Annotated in this window: 23 protein-coding genes; 10 read left to right on the top strand and 13 right to left on the bottom strand. The window is 62.1% G+C overall.

Features of this window, described 5'->3' with window-relative positions:
* Positions 1-174 precede the first annotated feature (174 nt).
* Positions 175-588, top strand: a complete 414-nt coding sequence (locus ILFOPFJJ_RS24705) for a diacylglycerol kinase (RefSeq protein ID WP_173513161.1) — start codon at positions 175-177, stop codon at positions 586-588.
* A 24-nt stretch (positions 589-612) separates the two neighbouring features.
* Here ILFOPFJJ_RS24705 and ILFOPFJJ_RS24710 read toward each other — a convergent pair whose 3' ends face one another.
* A complete protein-coding gene (locus tag ILFOPFJJ_RS24710) occupies positions 613-2148 on the bottom strand; it encodes a sensor histidine kinase (RefSeq protein ID WP_173513162.1) in 1536 nt (511 codons plus the stop codon).
* 154 nt (positions 2149-2302) lie between these two features.
* Between ILFOPFJJ_RS24710 and ILFOPFJJ_RS24715 the strand changes: the two genes are divergently transcribed.
* The 3 genes from ILFOPFJJ_RS24715 (at position 2303) to ILFOPFJJ_RS24725 (ending at position 4206) form a co-directional block, all read left to right on the top strand.
* Positions 2303-3025, top strand: a complete 723-nt coding sequence (locus ILFOPFJJ_RS24715; RefSeq protein ID WP_173513163.1) for a thermonuclease family protein — start codon at positions 2303-2305, stop codon at positions 3023-3025.
* Positions 3015-3653 (top strand): uracil-DNA glycosylase family protein, encoded by a 639-nt coding sequence (locus ILFOPFJJ_RS24720; protein ID WP_173513164.1) that lies wholly within the window; start codon positions 3015-3017, stop codon positions 3651-3653. The genes ILFOPFJJ_RS24715 and ILFOPFJJ_RS24720 overlap by 11 nt, the downstream gene beginning before the upstream one ends.
* A gap of 64 nt (positions 3654-3717) precedes the next feature.
* The gene (locus ILFOPFJJ_RS24725) at positions 3718-4206 is read left to right on the top strand and encodes an Lrp/AsnC family transcriptional regulator (protein ID WP_173513165.1); all 489 of its coding nucleotides are present in this window, start codon (positions 3718-3720) and stop codon (positions 4204-4206) included.
* A 9-nt stretch (positions 4207-4215) separates the two neighbouring features.
* Here ILFOPFJJ_RS24725 and ILFOPFJJ_RS24730 read toward each other — a convergent pair whose 3' ends face one another.
* From ILFOPFJJ_RS24730 to ILFOPFJJ_RS24740, 3 genes are all read right to left on the bottom strand, one after another.
* Positions 4216-4914, bottom strand: coding sequence for a DNA alkylation repair protein (locus ILFOPFJJ_RS24730; RefSeq protein ID WP_173513166.1), 699 nt, complete (start codon positions 4912-4914; stop codon positions 4216-4218).
* Entirely contained in the window at positions 4911-5780 is an 870-nt protein-coding gene (locus ILFOPFJJ_RS24735; RefSeq protein ID WP_173513167.1) for an NAD(P)-dependent oxidoreductase, read from the bottom strand. Before ILFOPFJJ_RS24735 ends, ILFOPFJJ_RS24730 begins: the two co-directional genes overlap by 4 nt.
* A gap of 108 nt (positions 5781-5888) precedes the next feature.
* Positions 5889-6716, bottom strand: a complete 828-nt coding sequence (locus tag ILFOPFJJ_RS24740; protein ID WP_173513168.1) for a class I SAM-dependent DNA methyltransferase — start codon at positions 6714-6716, stop codon at positions 5889-5891.
* Positions 6717-6928: 212 nt separating this feature from the next.
* Between ILFOPFJJ_RS24740 and ILFOPFJJ_RS24745 the strand changes: the two genes are divergently transcribed.
* Both ILFOPFJJ_RS24745 and ILFOPFJJ_RS24750 read left to right on the top strand, forming a co-directional pair.
* A complete protein-coding gene (locus ILFOPFJJ_RS24745; protein ID WP_173513169.1) occupies positions 6929-7660 on the top strand; it encodes a DUF2270 domain-containing protein in 732 nt (243 codons plus the stop codon).
* 282 nt (positions 7661-7942) lie between these two features.
* Entirely contained in the window at positions 7943-8647 is a 705-nt protein-coding gene (locus ILFOPFJJ_RS24750; protein ID WP_173513170.1) for an SDR family oxidoreductase, read from the top strand.
* 25 nt (positions 8648-8672) lie between these two features.
* Here ILFOPFJJ_RS24750 and ILFOPFJJ_RS24755 read toward each other — a convergent pair whose 3' ends face one another.
* The 4 genes from ILFOPFJJ_RS24755 to ILFOPFJJ_RS24770 form a co-directional block, all read right to left on the bottom strand.
* Positions 8673-8939, bottom strand: coding sequence for an usg protein (locus ILFOPFJJ_RS24755; RefSeq protein WP_173513171.1), 267 nt, complete (start codon positions 8937-8939; stop codon positions 8673-8675).
* 224 nt (positions 8940-9163) lie between these two features.
* Complete coding sequence (locus ILFOPFJJ_RS24760; protein ID WP_173513172.1) at positions 9164-9994, bottom strand: ABC transporter permease; 831 nt, start codon at positions 9992-9994, stop codon at positions 9164-9166.
* Positions 9991-10794: an ABC transporter permease gene (locus tag ILFOPFJJ_RS24765; protein ID WP_173513173.1), complete on the bottom strand. Its 804-nt coding sequence runs from the start codon at positions 10792-10794 to the stop codon at positions 9991-9993. Before ILFOPFJJ_RS24765 ends, ILFOPFJJ_RS24760 begins: the two co-directional genes overlap by 4 nt.
* 269 nt (positions 10795-11063) lie before the next feature.
* Entirely contained in the window at positions 11064-11846 is a 783-nt protein-coding gene (locus ILFOPFJJ_RS24770) for an ABC transporter substrate-binding protein (protein WP_173513174.1), read from the bottom strand.
* Positions 11847-12240: 394 nt separating this feature from the next.
* On the opposite strand from ILFOPFJJ_RS24770, the gene ILFOPFJJ_RS24775 reads away from it, so the two are divergent.
* Positions 12241-14424 carry an OmpA family protein gene (locus ILFOPFJJ_RS24775; protein ID WP_173513175.1) on the top strand — a complete coding sequence of 728 codons (2184 nt, stop codon included), beginning with the start codon at positions 12241-12243 and terminating at the stop codon, positions 14422-14424.
* 111 nt (positions 14425-14535) lie between these two features.
* On the opposite strand, the gene mobB is transcribed toward ILFOPFJJ_RS24775, so the two are convergent.
* From mobB to ILFOPFJJ_RS24790, 3 genes are read right to left on the bottom strand one after another with little or no spacing between them, the layout of a single operon-like run.
* Positions 14536-15048 carry a molybdopterin-guanine dinucleotide biosynthesis protein B gene (gene mobB, locus ILFOPFJJ_RS24780; RefSeq protein ID WP_173513176.1) on the bottom strand — a complete coding sequence of 171 codons (513 nt, stop codon included), beginning with the start codon at positions 15046-15048 and terminating at the stop codon, positions 14536-14538.
* A complete protein-coding gene (mobA, locus tag ILFOPFJJ_RS24785) occupies positions 15045-15704 on the bottom strand; it encodes a molybdenum cofactor guanylyltransferase MobA (protein ID WP_173513177.1) in 660 nt (219 codons plus the stop codon). The genes mobB and mobA overlap by 4 nt, the downstream gene beginning before the upstream one ends.
* A 12-nt stretch (positions 15705-15716) precedes the next feature.
* Entirely contained in the window at positions 15717-16625 is a 909-nt protein-coding gene (locus ILFOPFJJ_RS24790; protein ID WP_173513178.1) for a DMT family transporter, read from the bottom strand.
* Between the two features lie 435 nt (positions 16626-17060).
* On the opposite strand from ILFOPFJJ_RS24790, the gene ILFOPFJJ_RS24795 reads away from it, so the two are divergent.
* Positions 17061-19610 carry a methyl-accepting chemotaxis protein gene (locus tag ILFOPFJJ_RS24795; RefSeq protein WP_173513179.1) on the top strand — a complete coding sequence of 850 codons (2550 nt, stop codon included), beginning with the start codon at positions 17061-17063 and terminating at the stop codon, positions 19608-19610.
* Between the two features lie 76 nt (positions 19611-19686).
* On the opposite strand, the gene moaA is transcribed toward ILFOPFJJ_RS24795, so the two are convergent.
* Positions 19687-20736, bottom strand: a complete 1050-nt coding sequence (gene moaA, locus ILFOPFJJ_RS24800; protein ID WP_173513180.1) for a GTP 3',8-cyclase MoaA — start codon at positions 20734-20736, stop codon at positions 19687-19689.
* A 277-nt stretch (positions 20737-21013) separates the two neighbouring features.
* Between moaA and ILFOPFJJ_RS24805 the strand changes: the two genes are divergently transcribed.
* Positions 21014-21388, top strand: coding sequence for a gamma-butyrobetaine hydroxylase family protein (locus ILFOPFJJ_RS24805; RefSeq protein WP_173513181.1), 375 nt, complete (start codon positions 21014-21016; stop codon positions 21386-21388).
* 15 nt (positions 21389-21403) lie between these two features.
* On the opposite strand, the gene ILFOPFJJ_RS24810 is transcribed toward ILFOPFJJ_RS24805, so the two are convergent.
* A complete protein-coding gene (locus ILFOPFJJ_RS24810) occupies positions 21404-21883 on the bottom strand; it encodes a MarR family winged helix-turn-helix transcriptional regulator (RefSeq protein WP_173513182.1) in 480 nt (159 codons plus the stop codon).
* A gap of 47 nt (positions 21884-21930) precedes the next feature.
* Here ILFOPFJJ_RS24810 and ILFOPFJJ_RS24815 point away from each other — a divergent pair, with 47 nt between their 5' ends.
* Entirely contained in the window at positions 21931-22848 is a 918-nt protein-coding gene (locus ILFOPFJJ_RS24815; RefSeq protein ID WP_173513183.1) for an alpha/beta fold hydrolase, read from the top strand.
* Positions 22849-22905 lie beyond the last annotated feature (57 nt).

Genomic DNA, 22905 nt, shown 5'->3' on the forward strand with positions numbered 1-22905 from the left:
TTGCTGTCGATTGGCCGTCCGGCTCGGAAAGCTCCATCCTGGAGGGCTTGATGCGAGCGGGCCGCTCTCCTATCCAAAGGGCATGCGATCGGCGGTGGGCCTTGACCCGGGCTGCCTTGCATTCGCCTCAATCGCAATGTCGTAGCTGCCGCAGTTTTGAGCTGTCGAGATAAAATGGACGTCAACAACACCAATCCCCGTAACGCCAAGCCCGGACCTGTCGGCAAGCACACCGGTATCCGGCACCTCTTTGCTGCCGCCAGCTATTCTCTGGGCGGTGCGAAGCGGCTGATCGGGGAGGCGGCGTTCCGGCACGAGCTCATCGCTTTTGCGATTGCCATGGTCGCCTTCGCCATCGCAGGCGCGACGCTGTTTCAGTACGTCGCGATGGCGATTCTCTTCCTGCTGATGATGGCCTTCGAGGCGATCAACACGGCGATCGAGGAGATCGTCGATCGCGTCTCGCCGGAAATCTCGGAAATGGGCAAGAACGCCAAGGATCTCGGATCCTTCGCCTGTCTCTGCCTGATCCTGGCCAATGCGGCCTATGCCTTTTACGTGGTGTTCCTGGCCGGATTCATGAACTGAAGCAGGCGCAGAGTGCGTAACCGATCAGGCGAAGCTCTTGCGGCGCCGCGCAGGGGCGGGGACATCCTCGACTGGCGGGAGGCTCTCGAGCACGCGACGCGGCGGGAGGATGGCGATCGCTTCCGTTCCTTCACGGAGCTTCGAACGCAGGATGAACTGGCCGTTGTGCTTGGCGAGGATCGCCTGAACGATCGGCAGGCCGAGGCCGGTGCCCTGTTCGGCGCTCTTGATCGCGATCGAGCCCTGACCGAAGGCGGAAAGCACGATCGGGATTTCCTCTTCCGGGATGCCCGGACCGTTGTCCTTGATCGAGAGATATTGTCCGCCGCCGGCGGTCCAGCCCACCTTGACGGTGACCTCGCCGCCCGACGGAGTAAACTTGACTGCGTTCGAAAGCAGGTTGAGCGTCACCTGGCGTATTGCTTTCTCGTCGATCCACACGGCAGGCATGCCCAGCTCGAATTGCTCACCGATGGTGATGTTCTTCGACCGGGCGCGGAGCTGCACCATGCCGATGCAATCCTCGGCGATGTCGACGAGATTTACCGCCTCCTCGTTGAGGTCGTATTTGCCGGCCTCAATCCGCGAGAGGTCGAGGATCTCATTGATGAGATTGAGCAGGTGCTCGCCGGACCGGTGAATGTCGGACGTATATTCCTTATAGGTCGGATTGCTGAGAGGCCCGAGCACTTCGGTCGACATGACCTCGGAAAAGCCGAGAATGGCATTCAGCGGCGTGCGCAGCTCATGCGACATCGAGGCGAGGAAACGGGATTTTGCGAGGTTGGCTTCCTCGGCGCGCCGACGGGCTTCGTCCGACATGGATTTCGCGACTTCCAGTTCCGCGATGAGGTCGTCCTTTTCCGATTGCATGGAAAGAATATAAACGTTGGCGCGGTTCATCCGGCCGGTCATGAAGAGGAGGAACACGAGCGAAAGCGAGAGGATGCCGGTGAGACCAATGTCGACGGGGTTGCCGACCGTCACCGACGAGAAGGCGAGCGCGCCGACAACCGGCAGGAATGTGTAGAGCAGGGCGTTGCGCAACAGGAAGGTGCCCATGGCGGTCGCCGCGAGCGCAACCAGCAGGGTGGTGCCTTCGAAGAAGCCGAAGCGGATATCGCCGCAGGAGGCGCAGTCCTGGATGGCGAAAATCGCCCAGCAGAGCCCCATCAGCACCTGGCCGATCAGGAAGCGCCGGCGCCAGACGACAACCTTATCGGGGCCGATATCCTCCCGCTTCGCCTTGCGCGCAAGGAATACCATGACCGCATGGGCCGACAGCGCCATCAGGGCCCAGGCGGGGATGCCCAAGTCGCCGGTAAGATAGACGCCGGTGGCCGCAATCAGCGCAACAAGCAAGGGCAGGGCGATCGCGCCATGCAGGACGGAGTCGATGTGGAGGAGAAGCATTTCCCGCTCGAAGCCGGACGGAGCGGACGAGCCGGTTTGCAGCCGCGCGCGCGTCGCCCGGACGGTCTTCGAAACGGCCTTGTTTCGATGACTGCGCGACTTGTCGACAATGATCTTATCTGTCGATGTGCTGACGACGATACTCATGCTCTTGATCGAGGGATTGTGTCCAGCTTGCAGTCTAGGATGCAATCCTTAAGAAGTTGCTGCCCGGCATGAAGGAATTGAAAACCATTGTGGCGCGATTGCGTTTTTCGGGAGGCGGAACGAAGTTGGCGGTGTCGAGTTTCGAGGTGCGTGCGTGAGACCAGGGAACCGGAAGTTCCGGATCATCAACGGCACGGGAGCAAAGCCCCCCGCGCCGGGACGGCGGTTCGGATTTGGCCGGCCAGCGGGTGCCTTGCCGAGAAAACGCGCCGATGGGCGAGGCGGAATGATCGGTGGTTGGATGTTCCTCCTTCTGCTCAGCATCGGCGCCTATTTCGCGGCAAAGCTACCTCCGCCGGAACAGACGGTGACCGGCGAACTGCAGGGCGCAGCCTCGGCAAGCGACGGCGACAGCCTGAGGCTCGACGGACGGCGCGTGCGGCTTGAAGGCATCGACGCGCCCGAAATCGGCCAGACCTGCCGGCGCGGTGACGTCACATGGGACTGCGGCGCCGAAGCGCGTCAGCGCCTGAGGGCGCTCACCAGCGGACTTGCGACCGCCTGCCGCCTGCATGGCCACGACCGCTATGGCCGCGATCTCGGCGTCTGCGAGGCGGGGCAGCGCGATCTCGGCCGCGAGATGGTTCTCTCCGGCTACGCGGTCAGCTATGGCCGGTACCGGGACGAGGAAGAGGTGGCACGAGAGGGCCGCGTCGGTCTCTGGGCCGGTGATTTCGTTCGGCCGCAGGCGTGGCGCCGGTCGCATGGTGGCGCGGAGGAGACGCCGCATGAAGCGAGCGACCGGCTGGATCTCGCTTTTCAATGGCTCGAGGAGCAGGCCCGGGCGATTTTCAGGAGGATCGTCGATGGCGGATAGTGGCGCGCGTCACCTTGAGGAACTGCGCGCAGCGATTGCCTCATGCCGCATCTGTCGCGACAGTCCGGCGCGTGGTGACGAACATCGGCTGCCGCACGACCCGCGGCCCGTGGCTGTCATTTCGGATTCGGCGCGGATATTGATCGCCGGCCAGGCGCCGGGACTGCGGGTGCATGGGAGCGGTCTGCCCTTCAACGATGCTTCGGGCGATCGGCTGCGGCAGTGGCTCGCCGTCGACCGACCGACATTCTACGACCCGAAGAAATTCGCGATCGTCCCCATGGGATTCTGCTTCCCGGGATACGACCGCCACGGCAGCGATCTCCCGCCGCGGCGCGAATGTGCGCCGCTCTGGCGGCAACGGGTGATGGACGCCATGCCGCAGATCGAGCTGGTGCTGGCGATCGGCCATTATGCGCAGCGCTGGCATCTCGGACCGGATTGTCCAGCGTCTATGACCGAGACGGTGCAAAACTGGCAGCGATATGTCATGCGCAACAGCGGCCCGGCCGTCTTGGCACTGCCGCATCCGAGCTGGCGCAACACGGGTTGGCTGCGGAGAAATCCCTGGTTCGAGACGGACCTGCTGCCGTTTCTGCGTGCCCGCGTCGCTCTGTTGATTGCCTGAAACAATTTTCTTTATTTTCACGAAATCCACGTTATGAAGGGAAAAATATTCGAGAGGACCTTTCATGGATCGCCTAGACCGCAAGATCCTGCGCCTTCTGCAGGAAGACTCGACTCTGGCCGTTGCCGACCTCGCCAAGAAGGTCGGACTTTCGACCACGCCTTGCTGGCGGCGTATCCAGAAAATGGAAGAGGATGGTGTCATCCGCGGCCGGGTCGCTCTGCTCGATCCGGTGAAGATCAACACCAAGGTGACGGTGTTCGTTTCGATCCGCACCAATTCGCATTCGATGGAATGGCTGCGCCGTTTCTCCGAAGTGGTCGCCGATTTTCCGGAAGTGGTCGAATTCTACCGCATGAGCGGCGACGTGGATTACCTGCTTCGCGTCGTCGTCCCGGACATTGCCGCCTACGACGCGTTCTACAAGCGACTGATCGCCAAGATCGAGATCCGTGACGTGTCCTCGGCCTTCGCCATGGAGCAGATCAAGTACACGACCGAACTACCGCTCGATTACATGGTGATCGACCAGGCAAAGTCGAGCGAGGAATAACCGCCCGCCTCAGGCCGGAATGCCGAACCGGGCACGCACGCGATCGCTTTGAAGTTCGCGCACGGCGTCCTTCCCGACCCACCTTGCCGCACGGCTGTCGCTTGCGGCGAGCTTTTCCGCCAGCGCGCCCGCCGGTCCATGGCAGGCGGCGCTGCGTTTGCCGATCTGCCGTAGCGCCCAATTGACCGCCTTCTTCACGAAATTGCGTTCGTCGCCAGCATGCGCCTCGATCAGCGGCAGCCAGGCGACAAGCGCGGCATCCGGCTCCTGCTTCAGGTGAACCGCCGCGGTCGCGATCATTGCGAAAGCGATGCGGCGGACGAATTCCCGCTCGTCGGCGGCGAATTCCGGAACGAGCGTCCGCTCGAAGCGGGCGGCGACAAAGAGGTCGGCGACGGTATCGGCAAGCTCCCAGGAGTTGCAGTCAGCCGCCCAGTCCCGCGCCTCTTGCAAGGCGAGCGCATTCGGGTCGGCCGTGAAGACCGCGAGGAGACGCGCTTCGCGGATGTCCGATTGCCAAAGCTCCATTGCCCGGCCGTGGTCGACCTCCACTTGCCGGGCGATGCGATGCAGCTCGACATTGGAGAGGCCGAGCGCGGTTTGCGTGGCGATGCCGAACCGCGCCATGCCGGCCACGTTTTCCTTCGAGCCGAGCGCCCGCATGTATTCGATGATTTCGCCAGCTGTCGACGAGGGCGAAATCGTCATTTTTCGAGACGGGCCAGCAAGGACGAGGTATCCCAGCGATTGCCGCCGAGCGCCTGAATGTCGGCGTAGAACTGATCGACGAGCGCGGTCACCGGGAGCTTGGCGCCGTTGCGGCGCGCTTCGGCCAGCACGATGTCGAGATCCTTGCGCATCCAGTCGACGGCGAAGCCGAAATCGTATTTGCCGGCATTCATCGTCTTGTGGCGGTTCTCCATCTGCCAGGACCCCGCGGCGCCCTTGGATATGACGTCGATGACCTTCTCGATGTCGAGGCCCGCCTTCTTGCCGAAGTGGATGCCTTCGGCGAGTCCCTGCACAAGGCCGGCAATGCAGATCTGGTTGATCATTTTGGTGAGTTGGCCGGCGCCGACCGGCCCCATCAGGCCGACCATGCGGGCATAGACTGCTATCACGGGCTTGGCTCTGTCGAAGGCGTCTTCGTCGCCACCGCACATCACGGTCAGGACGCCGTTTTCGGCGCCAGCCTGTCCGCCGGAAACCGGCGCGTCGATAAAATGCGCATTCTTCGCGTGGGCCGCCGCATAGAGCTCGCGGGCGACCTCGGCGGAAGCCGTGGTATTGTCGATGAAGACAGCGCCCGGCTTGATTGTTTCGAAGGCGCCGTCCTTGCCGATGGTAACGGAGCGAAGATCATCGTCGTTGCCGACGCAGGAGAACACGAAATCCTGGCCGTCGGCTGCATCCGCCGGCGTCGCAGCCGTGCGGCCACCGAACGCGGTCGCCCACTTTTGCGCCTTCTCTGCGGTGCGGTTATAGACGGTCAGTTCGTGTCCGCCTCGGACCTTGAGGTGACCTGCCATGGGGTAACCCATGACGCCGAGACCGATGAATGCGACTTTGGCCATTTCCTGCAGACTCCCATTTGCTTCGGAGCAGGTGTAACCGATGGCCGGCGTGCATAAAAGAGCCGGGATGCGTTCGCCGTCGCATCCGCTGGTTTCACGCCCCTCGTCTCAGGGCTTGAAGCGGGCGACCACCAGCTGCCCGGCGATCGGCTCGCCTTCCTCCATGCGCACCGTGATATCACCGATCTCGATGATTTCGAACCCGGTCGCCGTCAGGCGATCGCGCAGGTAGGCTTCCGAATGGGCGAAGCGCTGATGCGGACCAACCTTGTAGTCGCGGCCGGCGAATGCTTCCGCGGGAAGCGTTTCGCTGGAGAAGATCAGCAGACCGCCCGGAACGAGATTGTCGACGGCACCGAAGAACAGCGCTTCGAGCGCTCCCATATAGGGCAGCACGTCGGTGGCGACGATCAGGTCGAAGGGGGCTTCGTCGTTATCGTCCAGGAAATCGACCGCTTCGGCGACGTAGAGCGTCTCGTAGAGATCCTTTTCGTGGGCGATCTCGACCATGTTTTCGGACAGGTCGATGCCGGTGATGTCTTCCGCCATGTCGCGCAGCGCGCCGCCGGTCAGGCCCGTGCCGCAGCCAAGATCGAGAACGCGCTGGAAGGGTCCGAGTTTCAGAGCCTGCAGGCGCTGGCGAACGAGCAGCGGTACGCAATAATCGAGCTGATCGACGAGGACGTTCTCGAAGACGTCGGCGTGCTGGTCGAAAAGCGTCGCGACATAGGCGTCGGGTGCCTTCAACGGCGTTTCGCCGCGACCAATCGATGCGAGGCGAACGGCAGCGCCGCCGTGATCCTCCGGGTCGAGTTCCAGCACTTCCGCATAAGCCGCTGCGGCCGCGTCGAGGTTGCCGGACTTCTCCAGCGTAAGCGCGCGATTGTACGCCTCCGCCAGGGCTTCCTCGTCGATTTTCTTGCTCTGTTGCGTCATGGGCGCTTCTTACGACCGTCCACAGGCTTTGGCAATCCGCCTTTCGCCGTGCGCTCCTGAGATGACGACTCATTCATCGAACGGCGTGCCTGAAACAAAAAACGAATATTTAGCGTTCGGTAAAAAATGACAATGCGCAAGCTCGACGGGATTTATCCGCGGCTGGAAAGGAGTCATCATCCATTCAACAACGAAGACCGGAGGAAATGCCGATGTCCGCTGAACTGAGCCCGCTGACATTGGAAACGGAAACCGAATTGCCGGAGCGGCAGGGGCCGCCGCTGCCGCAGACGACGCAAGAGACGATCAACACGATCGTGCACTATTATCGCGGCGAAATGGGGCGAATGGCCGGATGGCGGGACCGCATCGACCGCACGTCGAACTGGGCGATCACCGTTGTTGCGGCGATGCTTTCCGTATCTCTGTCGACGCCGTCCTCGCATCATGGTGTCCTGCTGTTCGCAATACTGCTGATAAGTTTGCTGCTGTTGATCGAAGCGCGACGTTATCGCTTCTTCGACGTCTATCGTGCGCGTGTGCGCCAACTCGAGCGTGGTTATTTCGCGCAAATTCTTGCGCCGGAGGGGATGCCGAGCCTCAAATGGTCGGCCTCGATTGCAAAAAGCCTGCGCAAGCCGGCCTTCCTGATGAGTTACCGCGAAGCCGTCTATCGGAGGCTCCAGCGCAACTATTGCTGGATGTACCTGATCTTGCTTTTGGCCTGGGCGCTGAAGATCTCGTCGCCGAAGATTTCCTCCAACGGCGAACCTTTCGGCCACGTTCGTTCCTGGGCCGACGTGACTGAAAATGCCGCGCTCGGGCCGCTGCCGGGCTGGACGGTGATGATCGGGGTCGCGCTGTTCTACGTCCTTGTTCTTTACGCGTCGCTGCACAAGGAACATCACGAGGGCGAACTCGCTCACGGCGAGGTGCATGTCTGACAGTGCGCATAGCGCATCGATGATGTGTGCATTTGTTGCTGTCATCAGAAATTGTCGTTTGCGGTCAGCGAAAATGACTGCTTCAACTGCATCCGCTCTCGGGGCAGCTTCGGCCAGGGAAGCATGCTTGGTTTGAAATCAACGCGACTTTTGCGCGCCCGGCGCATGCCGGAGACTACGGCGTCGAGCATCCTATCGGACGCGCAAAGGACGCACTCTGAATGCTGCATGTTTCCTTGAGCCGGCTACGATTTAAGGAAACTTGCAATAAAGGACGAGAAGATGAGTGGAGAGAAGGTAGCGATCATCACCGCAGGCGGCTCGGGCATGGGTGCGGTTGCAGCGCGAAGGATGGCGGCGGAGGGATATCGCGTCGCGATCCTCTCCTCATCCGGCAAGGGGGAGGCGCTGGCGCGCGAACTCGGCGGCATCGGCGTCACCGGCTCGAACCAGTCGAACGACGACCTGAAGCGCCTGGTCGACTCGGCCTATGACACCTGGGGCAGGGTCGATGCGCTGATCAACTCGGCCGGCCATGGGCCGCGCGCACCCGTATTGGAGTTGACCGACGAGGACTGGCACAAGGGAATGGAGGTCTACTTCCTCAACGCCGTGCGGCCGACCCGGTTGGTAACACCGATCATGGTCGAGCAGAAATCCGGCAGCATCGTCAACATCTCGACCTATGCGGCCTTCGAACCAGATCCTTTGTTTCCGACGTCGGGCGTCTTCCGTTCCGGTCTCGCCGCATTCACGAAGCTCTTTGCCGACCGCTATGCCGCCGACAACGTCCGTATGAACAATGTTCTGCCGGGCTTCATCGACAGCCTGCCGGAGACGGAAGAGAGGCGTAACCGCATTCCAATGGGACGCTACGGCACGTCGGAGGAAGTCGCTGAATTGATCGCGTTGCTCGCGACCGATCGCGGCGCCTATATCACCGGCCAGAACATCCGCATCGACGGCGGAATCACGCGTTCCGTGTGACGCCGGCAGGAAACCATGCCGGCGCTCAGTGGAGAATGAACTCTCCCTTGAGCGCCCGCCATTCGCTGGCGGATATCAGCTTGCGATGCACATAGCGCACTGAATGCAACGGGCCGTCCAGTTTCTCCTGCCAGAACTTCAGGAAGTGGCGCATCTCCGGAAACTCCGGCGCGATGTCGTAATGTTGCCAGATATAGGTCTGGAGGAAGGTCGGATGGTCGGGCATCCGGTAGAGAATCTGGGCCGTTGTCAGGCCATAACCCTTGAGCTGCAGCTCCATCTCACTCGTCATCAGGACCTCACTTCTCGCAAAGGTGGTCTCTATGATGAAACGCTCGATCTATTAATCAAGTCTTAATATTCGTATCGAAATGAGATTTCCTGCGGAATAACAAAGGCTTGTCAGCACTCGCTGATCAGTGCTGCCAAGCCTTTGGAGGAGCGGTGATCCTGCTCCACACCGGCCTCGGGCAACGCGGAAGGCAGCCAAGAGACCGCTGCAGTGTTGGCGTTGCGCTATCGCTTCAGATGCCGCGTCAGTCGTGCCTCGAACCAGGCCCAGATATTGCGCAGCAATTCGACCATCAGCAGGTAGAGAACCGCTGCCCAGACATACATCTGGTAGTCGAAGGTGCGGGAGAAGGCGCGGCGCGTCTCTCCCATCAGGTCCAGGACGGTGACGATTGCAACGATCGCCGAGCCCTTGATCATCAGGATGATCTCGTTGCCGTAGGGGCGCAGCGCGACGATCATCGCCTGCGGCAGAATGATCTTGAAGAACGCGACGCGCTGCGGCAGCCCAAGGGCCGCGGCGCCTTCGTGCTGGCCGCGTGGTACGCTCTGGATGGCACCACGCAGGATTTCGGCCTGGTAAGCGGCCGTGTTCAGCGTGAACGTAAAGAGCGCGCAGTTCCAGGCATCCCGGAAGAACCACCAGATCCCCACCGCTTCGAGCTGCGGACGGAAGCTGCCGAGGCCGTAATAGACGAGGAAGAGCTGAGTGATCAGCGGCGTGCCGCGAAAGAAATAGACATAGGCATAGGAAAGCCAGGACCAGATCTTGTTCTTCGACATGCGCCCGAGTGCCACCGGCAGCGACAGGATGGCGCCCATGATGATCGAGGAGATCACGAGCGTCAGCGTGACGCCGAGACCGGACAGGAAACTCGGTCCGTATCGCGAGAATTTCTCCGGGTCCCAGCCGTTGACGACGGTGAGGAAGATGCCGACGGCAAGCGCAAGCCAGATGCCGAGCGTAACGCTGCCGATGAAGCGCGAAAGCGTATAGGGCTTAGGCGGCGCCGGTGGCGGTGCCTGCGGTGGAATCATGGTTTCGGCAATGCTCATCGGCTCATCTCCGCGCGTTTGGTCCAGCGTTCGAGCGCCGAGAAGGCGACGGATGAAACCATCGCCAGGACGAGGAAGAGGATACAGGCGATGCCGAAGAACTCGAACGCGTGCTTGGTGACGCGGGCGGCGACGCCCGTCTGGCGGAGAATGTCGGGCAGCCCGACGACCGAGACGAGGGCGGTATCCTTGAGCAGCGCCATCCAGAGGTTGCCGAGGCCTGGAAGCGCGATGCGCACGAGCTGCGGCAGGATGATCAGTCGCATCGTCTTGCCGCGATGGAAGCCAAGCGCATCGCCGGCCTCATATTGCCCGTGCGGAATAGCCTTGAACGCGGAGAGCAGCACTTCCGAGCAGTAGGCGGAAAAGACGACCCCGAGCGCAATCATGCCTGCAACGAAGGCGTTGATCTCCACCGGGCCCTCGTAGCCGAGGGTCGCAAGGAACTGCTGCACGAGGATCTGCATGCCGTAGTAAACGATGAAGAGCGTCAACAGCTCGGGCAGGCCGCGAAAGATCGTCGTATAGATGTTGGCCGCAAGGCGCAGCGACTTCTCGTTCGATTGCTTGGCAAGCGCGATGAAGAAGCCGACAACCAGCCCGACTGGGAGGGTGGCGATTGCGAGGCTTGCAGTGACAAGAAATCCGTAGGCGATCTCGTCGCCCCATCCGGCGTCGCCGCACGCCAGAAGCGTGCCGGAGCCGAACCAACGAAATACTCCGACCGGACCGCAGAGCGGATCGATGATCGATCCGATCCAGGCGAAAACGGAGAAAAGGGCGGCGAACAGTCCGCTCATGCCAATAAATTCCCCTTGCAGCGTTCTTTTTGGCGTCAATGACGCTTATTTTCGAAGGTTCTTGTCAAACAAAAACGGCGGAAGGGCAAGCCATCCGCCGTTGCATTTTTTGCATCAACCGAGATTTCCCCGGCATGATCGGCACGAAAATCGAGCCTGCTGCATGTTCTCCTCAAATCGCAGTCGATTTACGGACAAAACATGCAGCCATTCAAAATGCTACAGCAACCTGTGCGCCAGAAGAGGCGCACGCGCTGTGGTGTCGTCGATCAACTGCCGTAGACGTCGAACGGGAAGTACTTTTCGTTGATTTCCTTGTACTTGCCGTTTGCGCGGATGGCTTCGATCGCCTTGTTGAGCTTTTCGCGCAGCGCGTCGTCGCCCTTGCGCACAGCGATGCCGGCACCTTCGCCGTTGATGACCGGGTCGATCGGCAGCGTGCCGAGCAGCTTGCAGCAGGCGCCGTCCTCGGTCTTCAGCCACTCCGAAAGTACGACGACGTCGTCGATGACGGCGTCGACGCGGCCATTGGCGATATCGAGCTTGTATTCGTCGGCGGTCGGGTAGAGTTTCACCTCAGACTCCTTCATATGCGCTTCGGCATAGTTGGAGTGGGTCGTGGAACCCTGAGCACCGAGCGTCTTGCCAGCGAGTGCGGCCTCGGTCGCCTCGGTGATCGGAGAGTCCTTCGGAACGACGATCGCCGGCGGCGTGTTGTAGTACTTGTTGGTGAAGTCGACCTGCTGCTTGCGTTCGTCGGTGATCGACATGGAAGCGATGATCGCGTCGAATTTCTTGGCGATGAGCGCCGGAATGATACCTTCCCAATCCTGGGTCACGAAGGTGCACTCGGCTTTCATTTCTTCGCAAAGCGCCTTTGCGATGTCGACGTCGAAACCAGTCAACGAGCCGTCCGATTCGAGAACATTGAAGGGCGGGTAGGCGCCTTCCGTGCCGATGACGACCTTTTCGCCTTCTGCCATGGCGGTGCTGGCCATGAGCACGAAAACGGCAGCCGATGCGGCGGCTGCCAACCGTCTGGAAATACGCATGATTATCCTCTCTGTTGGCTGACACCCGGTTTTTTCTTGTTCGCGGATGCCAAATAGGGCCGGGGCGTACGCCTCGGTTGGCGGGATATTCGTACTTCTCCTGCAAAAATCAACTGGAAAGCGCCATGGCCAACCGCGAACGGGGGATCACGCGCCGCTCGCCCTTGGGAGGGAAGATGAACGGCCCGTTCAGCGGAGGTTAATGTAGCCTCCGATAGGCCTTGAAGCGGAACCGATCCGCGACTGCAGCGTTGCGAGTACGACATAGACGAACACAAAAAAGTCGGAAACCGCGGATCATGGCCCTTTAGGTGCAGGCTTGCGGCCGTGACAGGTCGACTGGACAGGACGCGCGGCAAGCTACGGGACCTCCCCAATAAGAGGAAGGAAGACAATGTCGATTCGATCCAGACTTTTCGCGACAGTAGCCCTGCCGGTATTCGCGGCGAGCTTTGCCGTTCAGCCGGCACTTGCCGAGAGCCTGATGGCGCCGTTCGAAATTGCTCAGGAGGGCGCGGAGGAGCCGTCGCCCGAGGAGTTGCTGCTTAAGAAGCGCAGAAAGCAGCGTGCGGCCGAAGAAGAGCCCCAGGGGCAGGCTGAGGAGCAACAACGCCAGGCCGAGGAAGAGGCCCCCGTCCGCAAGAAGCGCCGACAGCAGGCCGAGGAACAGCAACCCGCCGCTGAGGAGGCTCCGCGGCAGGCTGAAGAGCAGCAGGCTCCGAGGCGCAAGAAGCGCCAGCAGCAGGCTGAGGAACAGCAACCCGCCGCCGAGGAGCGCGCTCCGGAGCAGGCCGAGGAGCAGCAGGCTCCCAGGCGCAAGAAGCGCCAGCAGCAGGCAGAGGAGCAGCAGCCCGCCGCCGAGGAGGGTGCTCCGCAGCAGGCCGAGGAGCAGCAGACTCCAAGGCGCAAGAAGCGCCAGCAGCAGGCTGAGGAACAGCAGCCCGCCGCCGAGGAAGCTCCGCAGCAGGCTGAAGAGCAGCAGGCCCCAGCGCGCAAGAAGCGTCAGCAGCAGGCTGAAGAACAGCAGCCCGCCGCCGAAGAGGGTGCTCCACAGCAGGCCGAGGAGCAGCAGGCTCCGGCACGCAAGAAGCGCCAGCAGCAGCAGGCTGAGGAAGGTCAACCCGCCGCCGAGGAGGGCGCTCCGCAGCAGGCCGAGGAGCAACAGGCTCCCGCCCGCAGGAAGCGCCAGCAGCAGGCTGAAGAACAGCGCCAGACGGATCAGCCAGCCGAACAGATTGGTGAAGGCGAACAGCCCGCTCCTGGCGCGGAAGCCCCGGCGACGGCAGAGGGTACCGGCGAACGGCCGCGTGGCCAGCGTGCTCCGGAAGTGGTCGATGAGCGCACGGAGGAAGAGAAGGTCAAGATCGCCAAGGACCCGGCGGCGAGCGACGACACAGTTGTGCTTCCGGTCGAAAACGGTGCGGCCGTTCTCGACAGCGACAAGGATGCCGACAATGTCGGCGGCAACCGTGCCCGCGAGGCTCGGCGCAAGCAGCGTGAGGAATTGCGCGCCAAGGAAGAAAGCGTAGCGCCTCCGACCGACGATGCCGCAGCCCAGGCGAAAATATCGACCGAGGTCCGGGAACAGATACCACAGAGGATCGAGGCCAATCTGAACGAGGAAGGACAGCGCATCGAAGAAGCGCCGGTCTTCGCCGTGCCTGAGACGACCAACATCGTCAACAACACCGTGATCAACAACACGACGAACAATGTCACCGAGGTGGAAGTGGTTGAGGAGGTCGATGACCGCGTGATCCTCGGCGTTGGCGACCGCATTTTCGTCCGCGGTGACGACCGGCCCCGTCTGCGGCGCGATTCGGAGGAAACCTTCTACGACCAGCTGCCGCGCGACCGCGTCCGTGAGACCATCGTTCGTCCGGGCGGCTATCGGATCGTCACGGTCTACAACCGCTATGGCGATATCGTGCAGCGCTCGCGTATCGACCGCGACGGCAACGAATATCTGCTGATCTACGCGCCCGAGTACGAGGAGGATCAGGACCGTCCGGCGATCGTCGACGTCGGTTACGAACTGCCGCCGATGCGCCTCACCATTCCGGTGGAGGATTACATCGTCGACTACGCCGATGATCCGGACCGGGATTACTACGAATTCCTGTCCGAGCCGCCGGTCGAGCAAGTCGAGCGCGTCTACACGATCGATGAGGTGCGCAACTCCGCCCGCCTGCGCGACAAGGTTCGCCGTATCGACCTCGACACGATCCACTTCGAGACGGGCAGCGCCGAGGTGTCGATGTCGCAGGCCAAGACGCTGCGCGGCGTCGCGGATGGCATGTCGAAGATCCTCGAGAAGGATCCGGGTGAAACCTTCTTCATCGAGGGCCACACGGATGCCGTCGGCTCGGACCGCTCGAACCTGGTTCTTTCCGACCAGCGTGCGGAATCGGTCGCGGTGCTCCTCAGCGAAGTCTATGGCGTCCCCGCGGAAAACCTCGTGACCCAGGGCTATGGTGAGCGCTTCCTGAAGGTGCGCACGCAAGATGAGGAGCAGGAGAACCGCCGCGTGACCATCCGCCGCGTGACTCCTCTCGTGCGGCCAGTTGCTCAGCGCTGACGACAGCCTGCTGCCACTGCTTGATGAAACGGGGCCGGGAGACCGGCCCCGTCTTTATGTATGGCGCAGGAAACCGTGATGTCGCTGGAGAAATGAGTTCGGTCCGGAGGTTCAGCCCCGCAGCCCCGTAACCTTTTCGACGAAGTCGGCGATTGTGACCGTATCGTCGAGATCGAAGACCGGCAGGTCGGTGTCGGTCACCGGATGATCAGCGGCGATGGCGACGATATGCGGGTCGGTCGGCGCCAGCGGCTGGCGGTTGGCTGATTCCAGGCGGCGTGCTTCGATCTTCGGGATCGGCTCGCGCTTGTAACCTTCGATCAGTACGAGATCGCAAGGTGCAAGCCGCGCCAGGACCTCTTCGAAGGACGGTTCCGGCGCACCACGCAATTCATGCATGATCGCGAATCGCGTCGAGGAGACGATCGTCACCTCATGCGCGCCGGCCTCCCGATGGCGGTAACTGTCGGCGCCGACCTTGTCGATGTCGAAGTCGTGGTGGGCGTGCTTGATCGTCGAGACGACATAGCCGCGCCGCGTCATTTCGCTGACGAGGCGGACCATGAGGCCGGTCTTGCCCGAATTCTTCCAGCCGGCGATGCCGAATATCTTGGGTTGTTTCATTGTTTGCGATCCTTGAGGCGTTGCAGCCATCCTTCGGCCTCTCGAAGCTCTTCCGGCGTATTGATATTGAAGAAGGGGTCGAGCGGACCAGCCTTCGTGTCGACCATCGGAAAGTCTACCGTTGACGACGGATGGCGCGCAATGAAAGCGCGTGCGCGCAACTTGCTGTCGGTGCGGATCCAGGCTTCCAGATCATCGGCGATTGCGATCGGCCACAGCGCAATCAGCGGATGCATCTCGCCGTCGGAACAGGCGACGGCAATCCTTCCCTCCAGGTCGGGCGCGGCGGAAAGCCGGGCGACGAGGTCATCGGGGAAAAACGGTGTGTCGGCCGGCACTGTCAGCACGTGGGCAGCATGTGGTGCGGCCTGCGCGGCGTGGCGCATGGCGGTCAGGATGCCGGCGAGAGGGCCGAAATAGCCAGGCACCGTGTCGGCAACCACGGCAAGACCGGGAGGCAGGTCGATGCCGGGAGCGGCATTGAGGTTGAGCGCAATAACGTCCGCTTGCGGGGCGAGACGCTCGACGATGCGATCGAGCATCGTTCGGCCATCGAGCACGAGGCCCACCTTCGGCCTGCCCATGCGCGAGGACCGGCCGCCGGCGAGGATGACGGCGGGCGGGCGCGGCGGTGCTTCTGGCGCATTCATGGCCATCGACGCGTTCCTCTATTCGAGAGGGCCGGCAAGGGAGCGTTGGGCAACGGCCTTCCTGCCGCGCAGGCTCTCGCGATAGAATGTGTAGAGGCCGGAACCGACGATAACGGCGACCCCCGCCAGCATCCAGCTATCCGGCGTTTCCGAGAAGAAGAAAATGCCGATCGCGACCGACCAGAGCAGGCTTGTGTAGCGGAATGGCGCGATCACGGAAATGTCGCCGTCACGCATCGCGAGCACGATCGTCTGATAGCCGAACATCAGGAGAATGCTGGCAATGGCAATGTGGGTGAGCGACGTCGCCGACATTGGCTGCCAGCCCCCGAACGGCACGATAAGCACAGCGCCGACGAGCGTCGTAATCAGGGCCGTGGTGACCGTGATGAAGAGCGACGGCACGTCGCTGCCGATGCGGCGGGTGCAGAGATCACGCGTCGCGGTGCAGAAGACGCAGGCGACGACGGTCAGTGCTGCCGTGGTAAAGCCTTCCGGTCCGGGTCTCAGCACGATCAGCACGCCGACGAAGCCGATGGCGATCGCCGCCCAGCGGCGCCAGCCGACGGGCTCGCGCAGGAAGAGCGCCGCGCCGAGCGTCACCGCCAGCGGCAACGCCTGCATGATCGCCGAGGCGTTTGCGAGTGGTAGCTGGCCGAGCGCGGAAATATAGGTGATAGACGCCAGCGCCTCCATGACGATGCGCAGGATGATCGCCGGCCGCAGGATCGTTCTGATCGGGCGAAACGCACGGAAGTGGACGGCGATGACCAGCACCATCACCGTGGTCAGAAGGCCGCGAACGAACATGATCTGGCCGGTATTCATGGCGCCGGTCACGGATTTGACGAGGGCGTCGTTGCAGGCAAAACTGACCATTGCAAGGCACATGAAAACGATGCCGCGGAAATTGGCAGATGAATGCATTCGTCTTTCCTGGTGGCCTCGGCCGAGGCCAATGCCGTGCTTGGCGGGAAGAGGCGAATCCGTCTGGCGAGATGCGCGCCCCATGGCCAAGCATTGACCGTCCTTTCGCGCAAACTCAAGCATCGTTTGTACAAAATCGCCCCTCCACAGGAGCGGTGAGCCGTGCCGACGCAAGATTCCTGGCTAGGCGCCACCGTGCCGCGCTTCCGACGAACATTCGCTGAATCTTAAGTTTCGCTGCCTATCGTCCCGATGATTCCGCAATCCAATCGCATGAAGCGATCGGTGGAGACGGCCTTCAAATCTTTTTGCGCCGTTGATCCGCGACGTGCCCGCTGGAGCCTGGGAGGTGCTTCGCCGGCATTTCACACCGCTTCCGTCAAGAGAAGCCACCGTGCGGGCATGTTCCTCATAAAAAAGAACCCGGGGTCCGCAATGTCTATGATCGATCGCCTCTTACAGCGCCTGCGTATCGTCACAAAAGTCCTCCTCTTCGTGGTTCCGCTCGTGGCCCTGATCGCCGGGATCGGTCTCGTCGGTTTCTTCACCGCCCGCACGCTCAACGGGCATATGACCGTGACGCGCGAGACCATCAATAATCTCTCGGATTTTCAGGCGCTGCGCAGCGCGTTGCAGGCCTTCGCTGACAGTCCGAGCGAGGAAGCGCGCGATGTCCTCGTGAAGCAGATCGATGAGCAGGAGCAGGGCGTCAGAACACTGGAAGGGCTGTTGGCACGCGAGGCGGACAGGGCGCAAATCGCCTCTGTCGTCGCCCTTGGCTCTCAGATGCGCAGCCAGACCGACAAGCTCTGGTCGGTAAAGATCGAGCAGGACACGGCGACGACGTCGCTCGAGGCGGCGCTCGCCGACATGACCGAGAAGGGCAACGGCGCCTACAAGCAGATCGATATCATCCGGACGGAATCGGGAGAGAAGGAAGCCTTTGCCAAGGCGCTGCTCTTCGATGCGGCTGCCTATCAGGGCGTCGCCGAACGGATCAAGAAATTCCGGCTGCCGGTGACGATGGCCGTCAATCCCGATGCCAAGATCGACCAGGCAAACAAGCTGCTGCCGCATCTGCTGAAGCAGATCGGTGAAGCCGAGAAGATCGCCTCCGAAAAGGTGCAGAAACCGATCGGCGAACTCAAGGCGCAGGCGCTGAAGATCCAAGCGATCCTCGCAAGCGCCGAGGAAAACGAGGCGAAGAAGAACGCGCTCGTGCCGATCCTCAGCAAGCTCTCGAAGTACGAGGCCGATTTTGCCAAGGAAGCGGTCAAGAATTCGGACACCGCAGCCAAGCGCTTCGTCGGGATGGACGAGGAAATTTCGACACTCAAGACGCTGATCGCTTTGATGAGCGATACCTTCAAGGGGCTCGACAATACCCGCTTTCATATCAGCGAGTTGCACCGTTCGCTCGACGCGGCGAGTCGCGACCTCGTGATTGCCGATATCAACGGCGTGCGTGAAACGGCCCTCAAACTTTCTGAGCTCGGCGGCAAGAATGCAGCGCTCCGCGACCTGCCGGCGAAGCTTGGCCCCTCGCTCGACAGCATAGACAAGGGTACGGCCGCATTGATCGATGTCGGCGGCCGCTGGCAGGCCGCCAAGGGCGAGGCCGCGACGCTCGTCGCCGATGCAAGCCGCACGCTTGAAAGCTTCGTCAGCAGCGCGCAGGAAGCCGGGAAGCAGGACAGCCAGCGCTCGGCGACCGTCTCGATCATCGCCATGGTTGCCGGAACGCTGCTTTCCATCATCGGTGGCCTGATGCTGGTCGAGACGCTGCGCGGCCCGCTGAAACGCGTCACCGAAACCATGACTCGGCTCGCCAACGGCGACCTCGAAGTGGCGATCGAAGGCCGCAACCGCGGCGACGAAATCGGCGACATGGTGCGCTCGGTCGCCGTCTTCCGCGACAACGCACTGGAAAACGTGCGGCTGGAACGCGAGGCGGAAGCCGCGCGGACCCTGTCGGCCGCGGAGGAGGCACGCCGCTCGCAGGAACGCGCGCGCATCGAAGCCGAGCAGATGCAGGCGCTCAATGCTCTTTCCGACGTTCTTGCCCAACTTGCCGCCGGCAACCTCGAAGAAGGCATGGCGGAGGATCTGCCTGCGGACTACGTGATCATGGCACGCACCTACAACAACGCCGTCGAAGCGCTGCGTGCGACGCTGACGGATGTACGCCTCGTCACGGAGGAGATCACCGGCGGTACCGGCAATCTCTCGGCCTCGGCCGACGATCTTGCCCGGCGTACAGAGCAGCAGGCGGCGGCGCTCGAGGAAAGCTCGCGCGCGCTCCGTCAGCTCACCGAACTCGTCCGCTCGACCGCCGAAAGCGCGCGCAGCACGACCATATCGGTCGATGAGACGAACAACTATGCCCAGCATTCCGGCCAGGTCGTCGCCAAGGCGATCGATGCCATGGCGGAAATCAATCGTTCGTCCGAGAAGATCAGCACGATCATCGGCGTGATCGACGAGATCGCCTTCCAGACCAACCTGCTGGCGCTGAACGCCGGGGTCGAGGCGGCCCGCGCCGGCGAGGCGGGCCGTGGCTTCGCCGTCGTTGCCCAGGAGGTGCGCGAACTGGCGCAGCGTTGCGCGGGAGCGGCCCGCGAGATCAAGGGGCTCATCTCGGCAAGCTCCGCCCAGGTGCGCAGCGGCGTCGCGCTGGTGCAGGAGACAGGCGACGCGCTGGCGGTGATCAACGATCACATCGCCACCATTCACCAGCTCGTCAGCAATATCGAGGCTTCCGCAGCGGAACAATATACCGGTCTCAGCGAGGTCAATTCAGCCGTTCACGAGGTCGAGCTGATCACGCAGCAGAACGCTGCGATGGTCGAGGAGAACACGGCGGAAATCCACGGCCTGCGCCGGCAGGTCGAAGCGCTGAACGAGAAGATCGAGCGTTTCAAGACTGGCACTGGCGGGCTGAGCGATCAGAGGCAGCTTCGTTACGGCTCGACCTACGCTGCCTGACCTATGTTGAAAGCAGAAGGCCCCGCGGTCGCCGACGACGGCGGGGCCTTCTGGTTTTTCTGGTTTTGGGAAAGCGTCAGCCGCCGGTTACGCTCATGTGCCGTGCGACGGCCGGGCGGTTGTGTTCGCGATCGATGATGAAGTCGTGGCCCTTCGGCTTGCGGGAGATCGCCTCATCGATAACGCGGGAGAGATAGGCATCGTCGTCGGTGGTGCGCAGGGCCGCACGGAGGTCGGCGGCGTCGTTCTGGCCGAGGCACATATAGAGGGTGCCGGTGCAGGTGAGCCGGACACGGTTGCAGCTTTCGCAGAAATTGTGCGTCATCGGCGTGATGAGTCCTAGGCGGCCACCGGTCTCCACCACCTCGACGTAGCGGGCAGGGCCGCCGGTCTTGTAGGCAATATCCTTCAGCGTGAACTGGGCTTCGAGACGCTCGCGCATCTCGGACAGCGGCAGGTAGTGGTCGGTCCGGTCCTCGTCCACTTCCCCCATCGGCATGGTCTCGATCAGCGTCAGGTCCATGCCGCGCCCGTGCGCCCAGCGCATCAGTTCGGGAATCTCGGCATCGTTGAAGCCCTTGAGCGCGACCGTATTGATCTTCACCTTCAGGCCGGCTGCCTGAGCCGCGTCGATCCCCTCGAGTACCTTCGAAAGCTCGCCCCAGCGGGTGATCTGGCGGAACTTGTCGTGATCGCGGGTATCGAGCGAAACGTTGATCCGCCGAACGCCGCAATCGGCAAGTTCCGCCGCGAATTTCGACAGCTGCGACCCGTTCGTCGTCAAGGTCAGCTCGTCCAGGCGGCCAGCGTGTATCTCCTTGCCGAGTTCGCGCACGAGGAACATGATGTTCTTGCGCACCAGCGGCTCGCCGCCGGTGAGCCGGAGCTTGCGCACGCCCTTCGCAATGAAAGCGGAACAGAGCCGGTGCAGTTCCTCGAGCGTCAGCAGATCCTTCTTCGGCAGGAAGGTCATGTGCTCCGCCATGCAATAGGTGCACCGGAAGTCGCAGCGGTCGGTGACCGAAACGCGCAAGTAACTGATGGTCCGGCCGAAAGGATCGACCATCGGCGTCTTCGAGCTGTCAAGCGGCTGTGCGCCGGTTCTGTCAATGGCGGCAGTGTTCAAGGTTCTTCTCCGAGCGCTTCCAATGTCGGGGGCAAAAACCCTCGCGTCAAGGCGCATACTGTCGCAAATTTCGGTGAAGCGGCATTCGGTCCCAGCGGTATCTCCTTGATGAGGCGTATTTGCGCCCGAAAGGGCTGGGAAGATTGAAAATGTTTCGGCTTTTCCAGAATATTTCTCCTTTTCGGAGGTGGAGACCTGGTCAGCCGGGTGCACGAATCTGGTAGGTCCTGGGCCTGAACTGGGGTAGTGCTCAGCGGATGAATGCGGAGTGAGCATCATGAGTGAATTCTGGCCGACCGAGCTGCGCGTATCGAAAGACCGCCACCGCCTGACTGTCGCATTCGACGACGGCGCTTCCTTCGACCTGTCGGCGGAGCTTCTGCGCGTGCTTTCGCCTTCGGCCGAGGTGCAGGGACACGGGCCGGGCCAGCGGGTCACCGTACCCGGCAAGCGCAATGTCCAGATCATTTCGGTACAGCCGACCGGCAACTATGCCGTGCGCATCGGCTTCGATGATTTCCACGACACCGGCATCTTCACCTGGAGCTATCTGCGCGAATTGGGAGAGAAGGGTCAGGAACTCTTCGCCGCCTATGAGCAGGAGCTGGCCGAGAAGGGCATGTCGCGCGACAAATCGGAAAAGCCGCGCTGAGCGGCGTCGATGCGCTCAGTCGGCGTCTTCCTTTAGCAAGACGGCGATGATGCGCTCCATCGACTGCGCGACCGTCATGCAGTCCTCGATCGGCGAACCGGTCAGCGACTTCTCGATCAGCGCCGTCTGGATCTCCATTGCATCCTCTGTGAGCGTACGGCCGGCCGGCGTCAGCGAGAGCCGCAGCACGCGCTTGTCACGTTCGTCTCCCCGCCGTTCTATGAGGCCGCGCTTCTCCAGTTGCGGTAGCAGCATGCTCATGTTCGAGCGGCCGACGAGCAACTTGCGGGCGAGTTCCTGCTGCGTGATGCCTTCGAAGCGATAGAGATTGATCAGGATGTCGAGATGCGGCGGCTTGATGTCGAGGTGGACGAGCTCCCGCGTCAACGTCTGCTGCATCAATTGGCAGGCACGGGCAACGGCGACCCAGCTTCGAAAGCGCGGATGATCCCAGGGGAAGTGATGATGTTCTGTTGTCACTTGCTTTTTGTTCATCGTTGTACAATTATGTTCAAAATTGAACATTTCATGAGAGTTTCACTATGGCATCCTTCGGGATCAAGGTCATCCGTACCGCACTGAAGGCGGTGTCCGCCGTCTCACCCGAGGCTGCCGGCAGGCTCGCCTTCAGAATCGTCTGTCTCACGCCGGGCCGCAAGCCGAAAAGCGGCAAGGAGGCGGCCTTGCTGAAAGCGGCGGCGCCGATCATGGAGCACTCGCGGAAGGTCACTCTGTCCTTTGCCGGCGGTTGGGTCGTTGCCCACCACTTCGCGCGGCGCGTCGATCCGGACGGGCCGCGGATCCTGCTCGCGCACGGCTGGGGATCGCGCAGCGACTATCTCGCGACCTTGATCGATGGCCTGCTCGCAGCCGGGGCGGAGGTGGTCGCACTCGACTGGCCGGGCCACGGTGCGTCGCCGGGACGGTCGCTGACCATGCCTCAGGCGGTGAGGGCGATCGATGCGGCCTGGCGCCACTTCGATGGCTTCGACGTGGCAGTCGGCCATTCCTTCGGCGGCGCGAGCCTCGCCTGCGCGGCTGGCGCGGTCGTGTGCGACGTGCCCGCGCGTGTGCCGGCAAAAATGGTGCTGATCGGCGCGCCAAGCGAAATGACCTGGCTCTTCAATGGTTTCGGCAAAATGATGGCTCTCGCGCCGGCGGCCCAGGCGGCATTCGAGGGCATGGTCGAACGCCTCTCGGGACGCCGGGTCGATGCCTTTGATGCGGCCCGCATTCTCGGCATGCTGAGGAAGCCGGTGCTCGTCGTCCATGCGGAGGACGACAAGGAGGTTTCCGCCACCCATGCCCGCCGCTACGGCGCGGCCGGGCCGAACGTCGAGTTGTACTGGGCGAACGGCTTCGGCCATCGCCGCATCGTTTCCGCGGATCCGGTCATCGACAGGATCAAGGCTTTCCTTAACGAAAGTAAAAAAGGTGCTCACCTGAGAAGAATCGCCTGATGCTGTCATCAGGGCGTCATGCTATCCATCGAAAGCGCGTGCAAGAGCAAGCGTCAC

The sequence above is a fragment of the Sinorhizobium psoraleae genome (genome assembly GCF_013283645.1).
In the GTDB taxonomy this organism is placed as follows: domain Bacteria; phylum Pseudomonadota; class Alphaproteobacteria; order Rhizobiales; family Rhizobiaceae; genus Sinorhizobium; species Sinorhizobium psoraleae.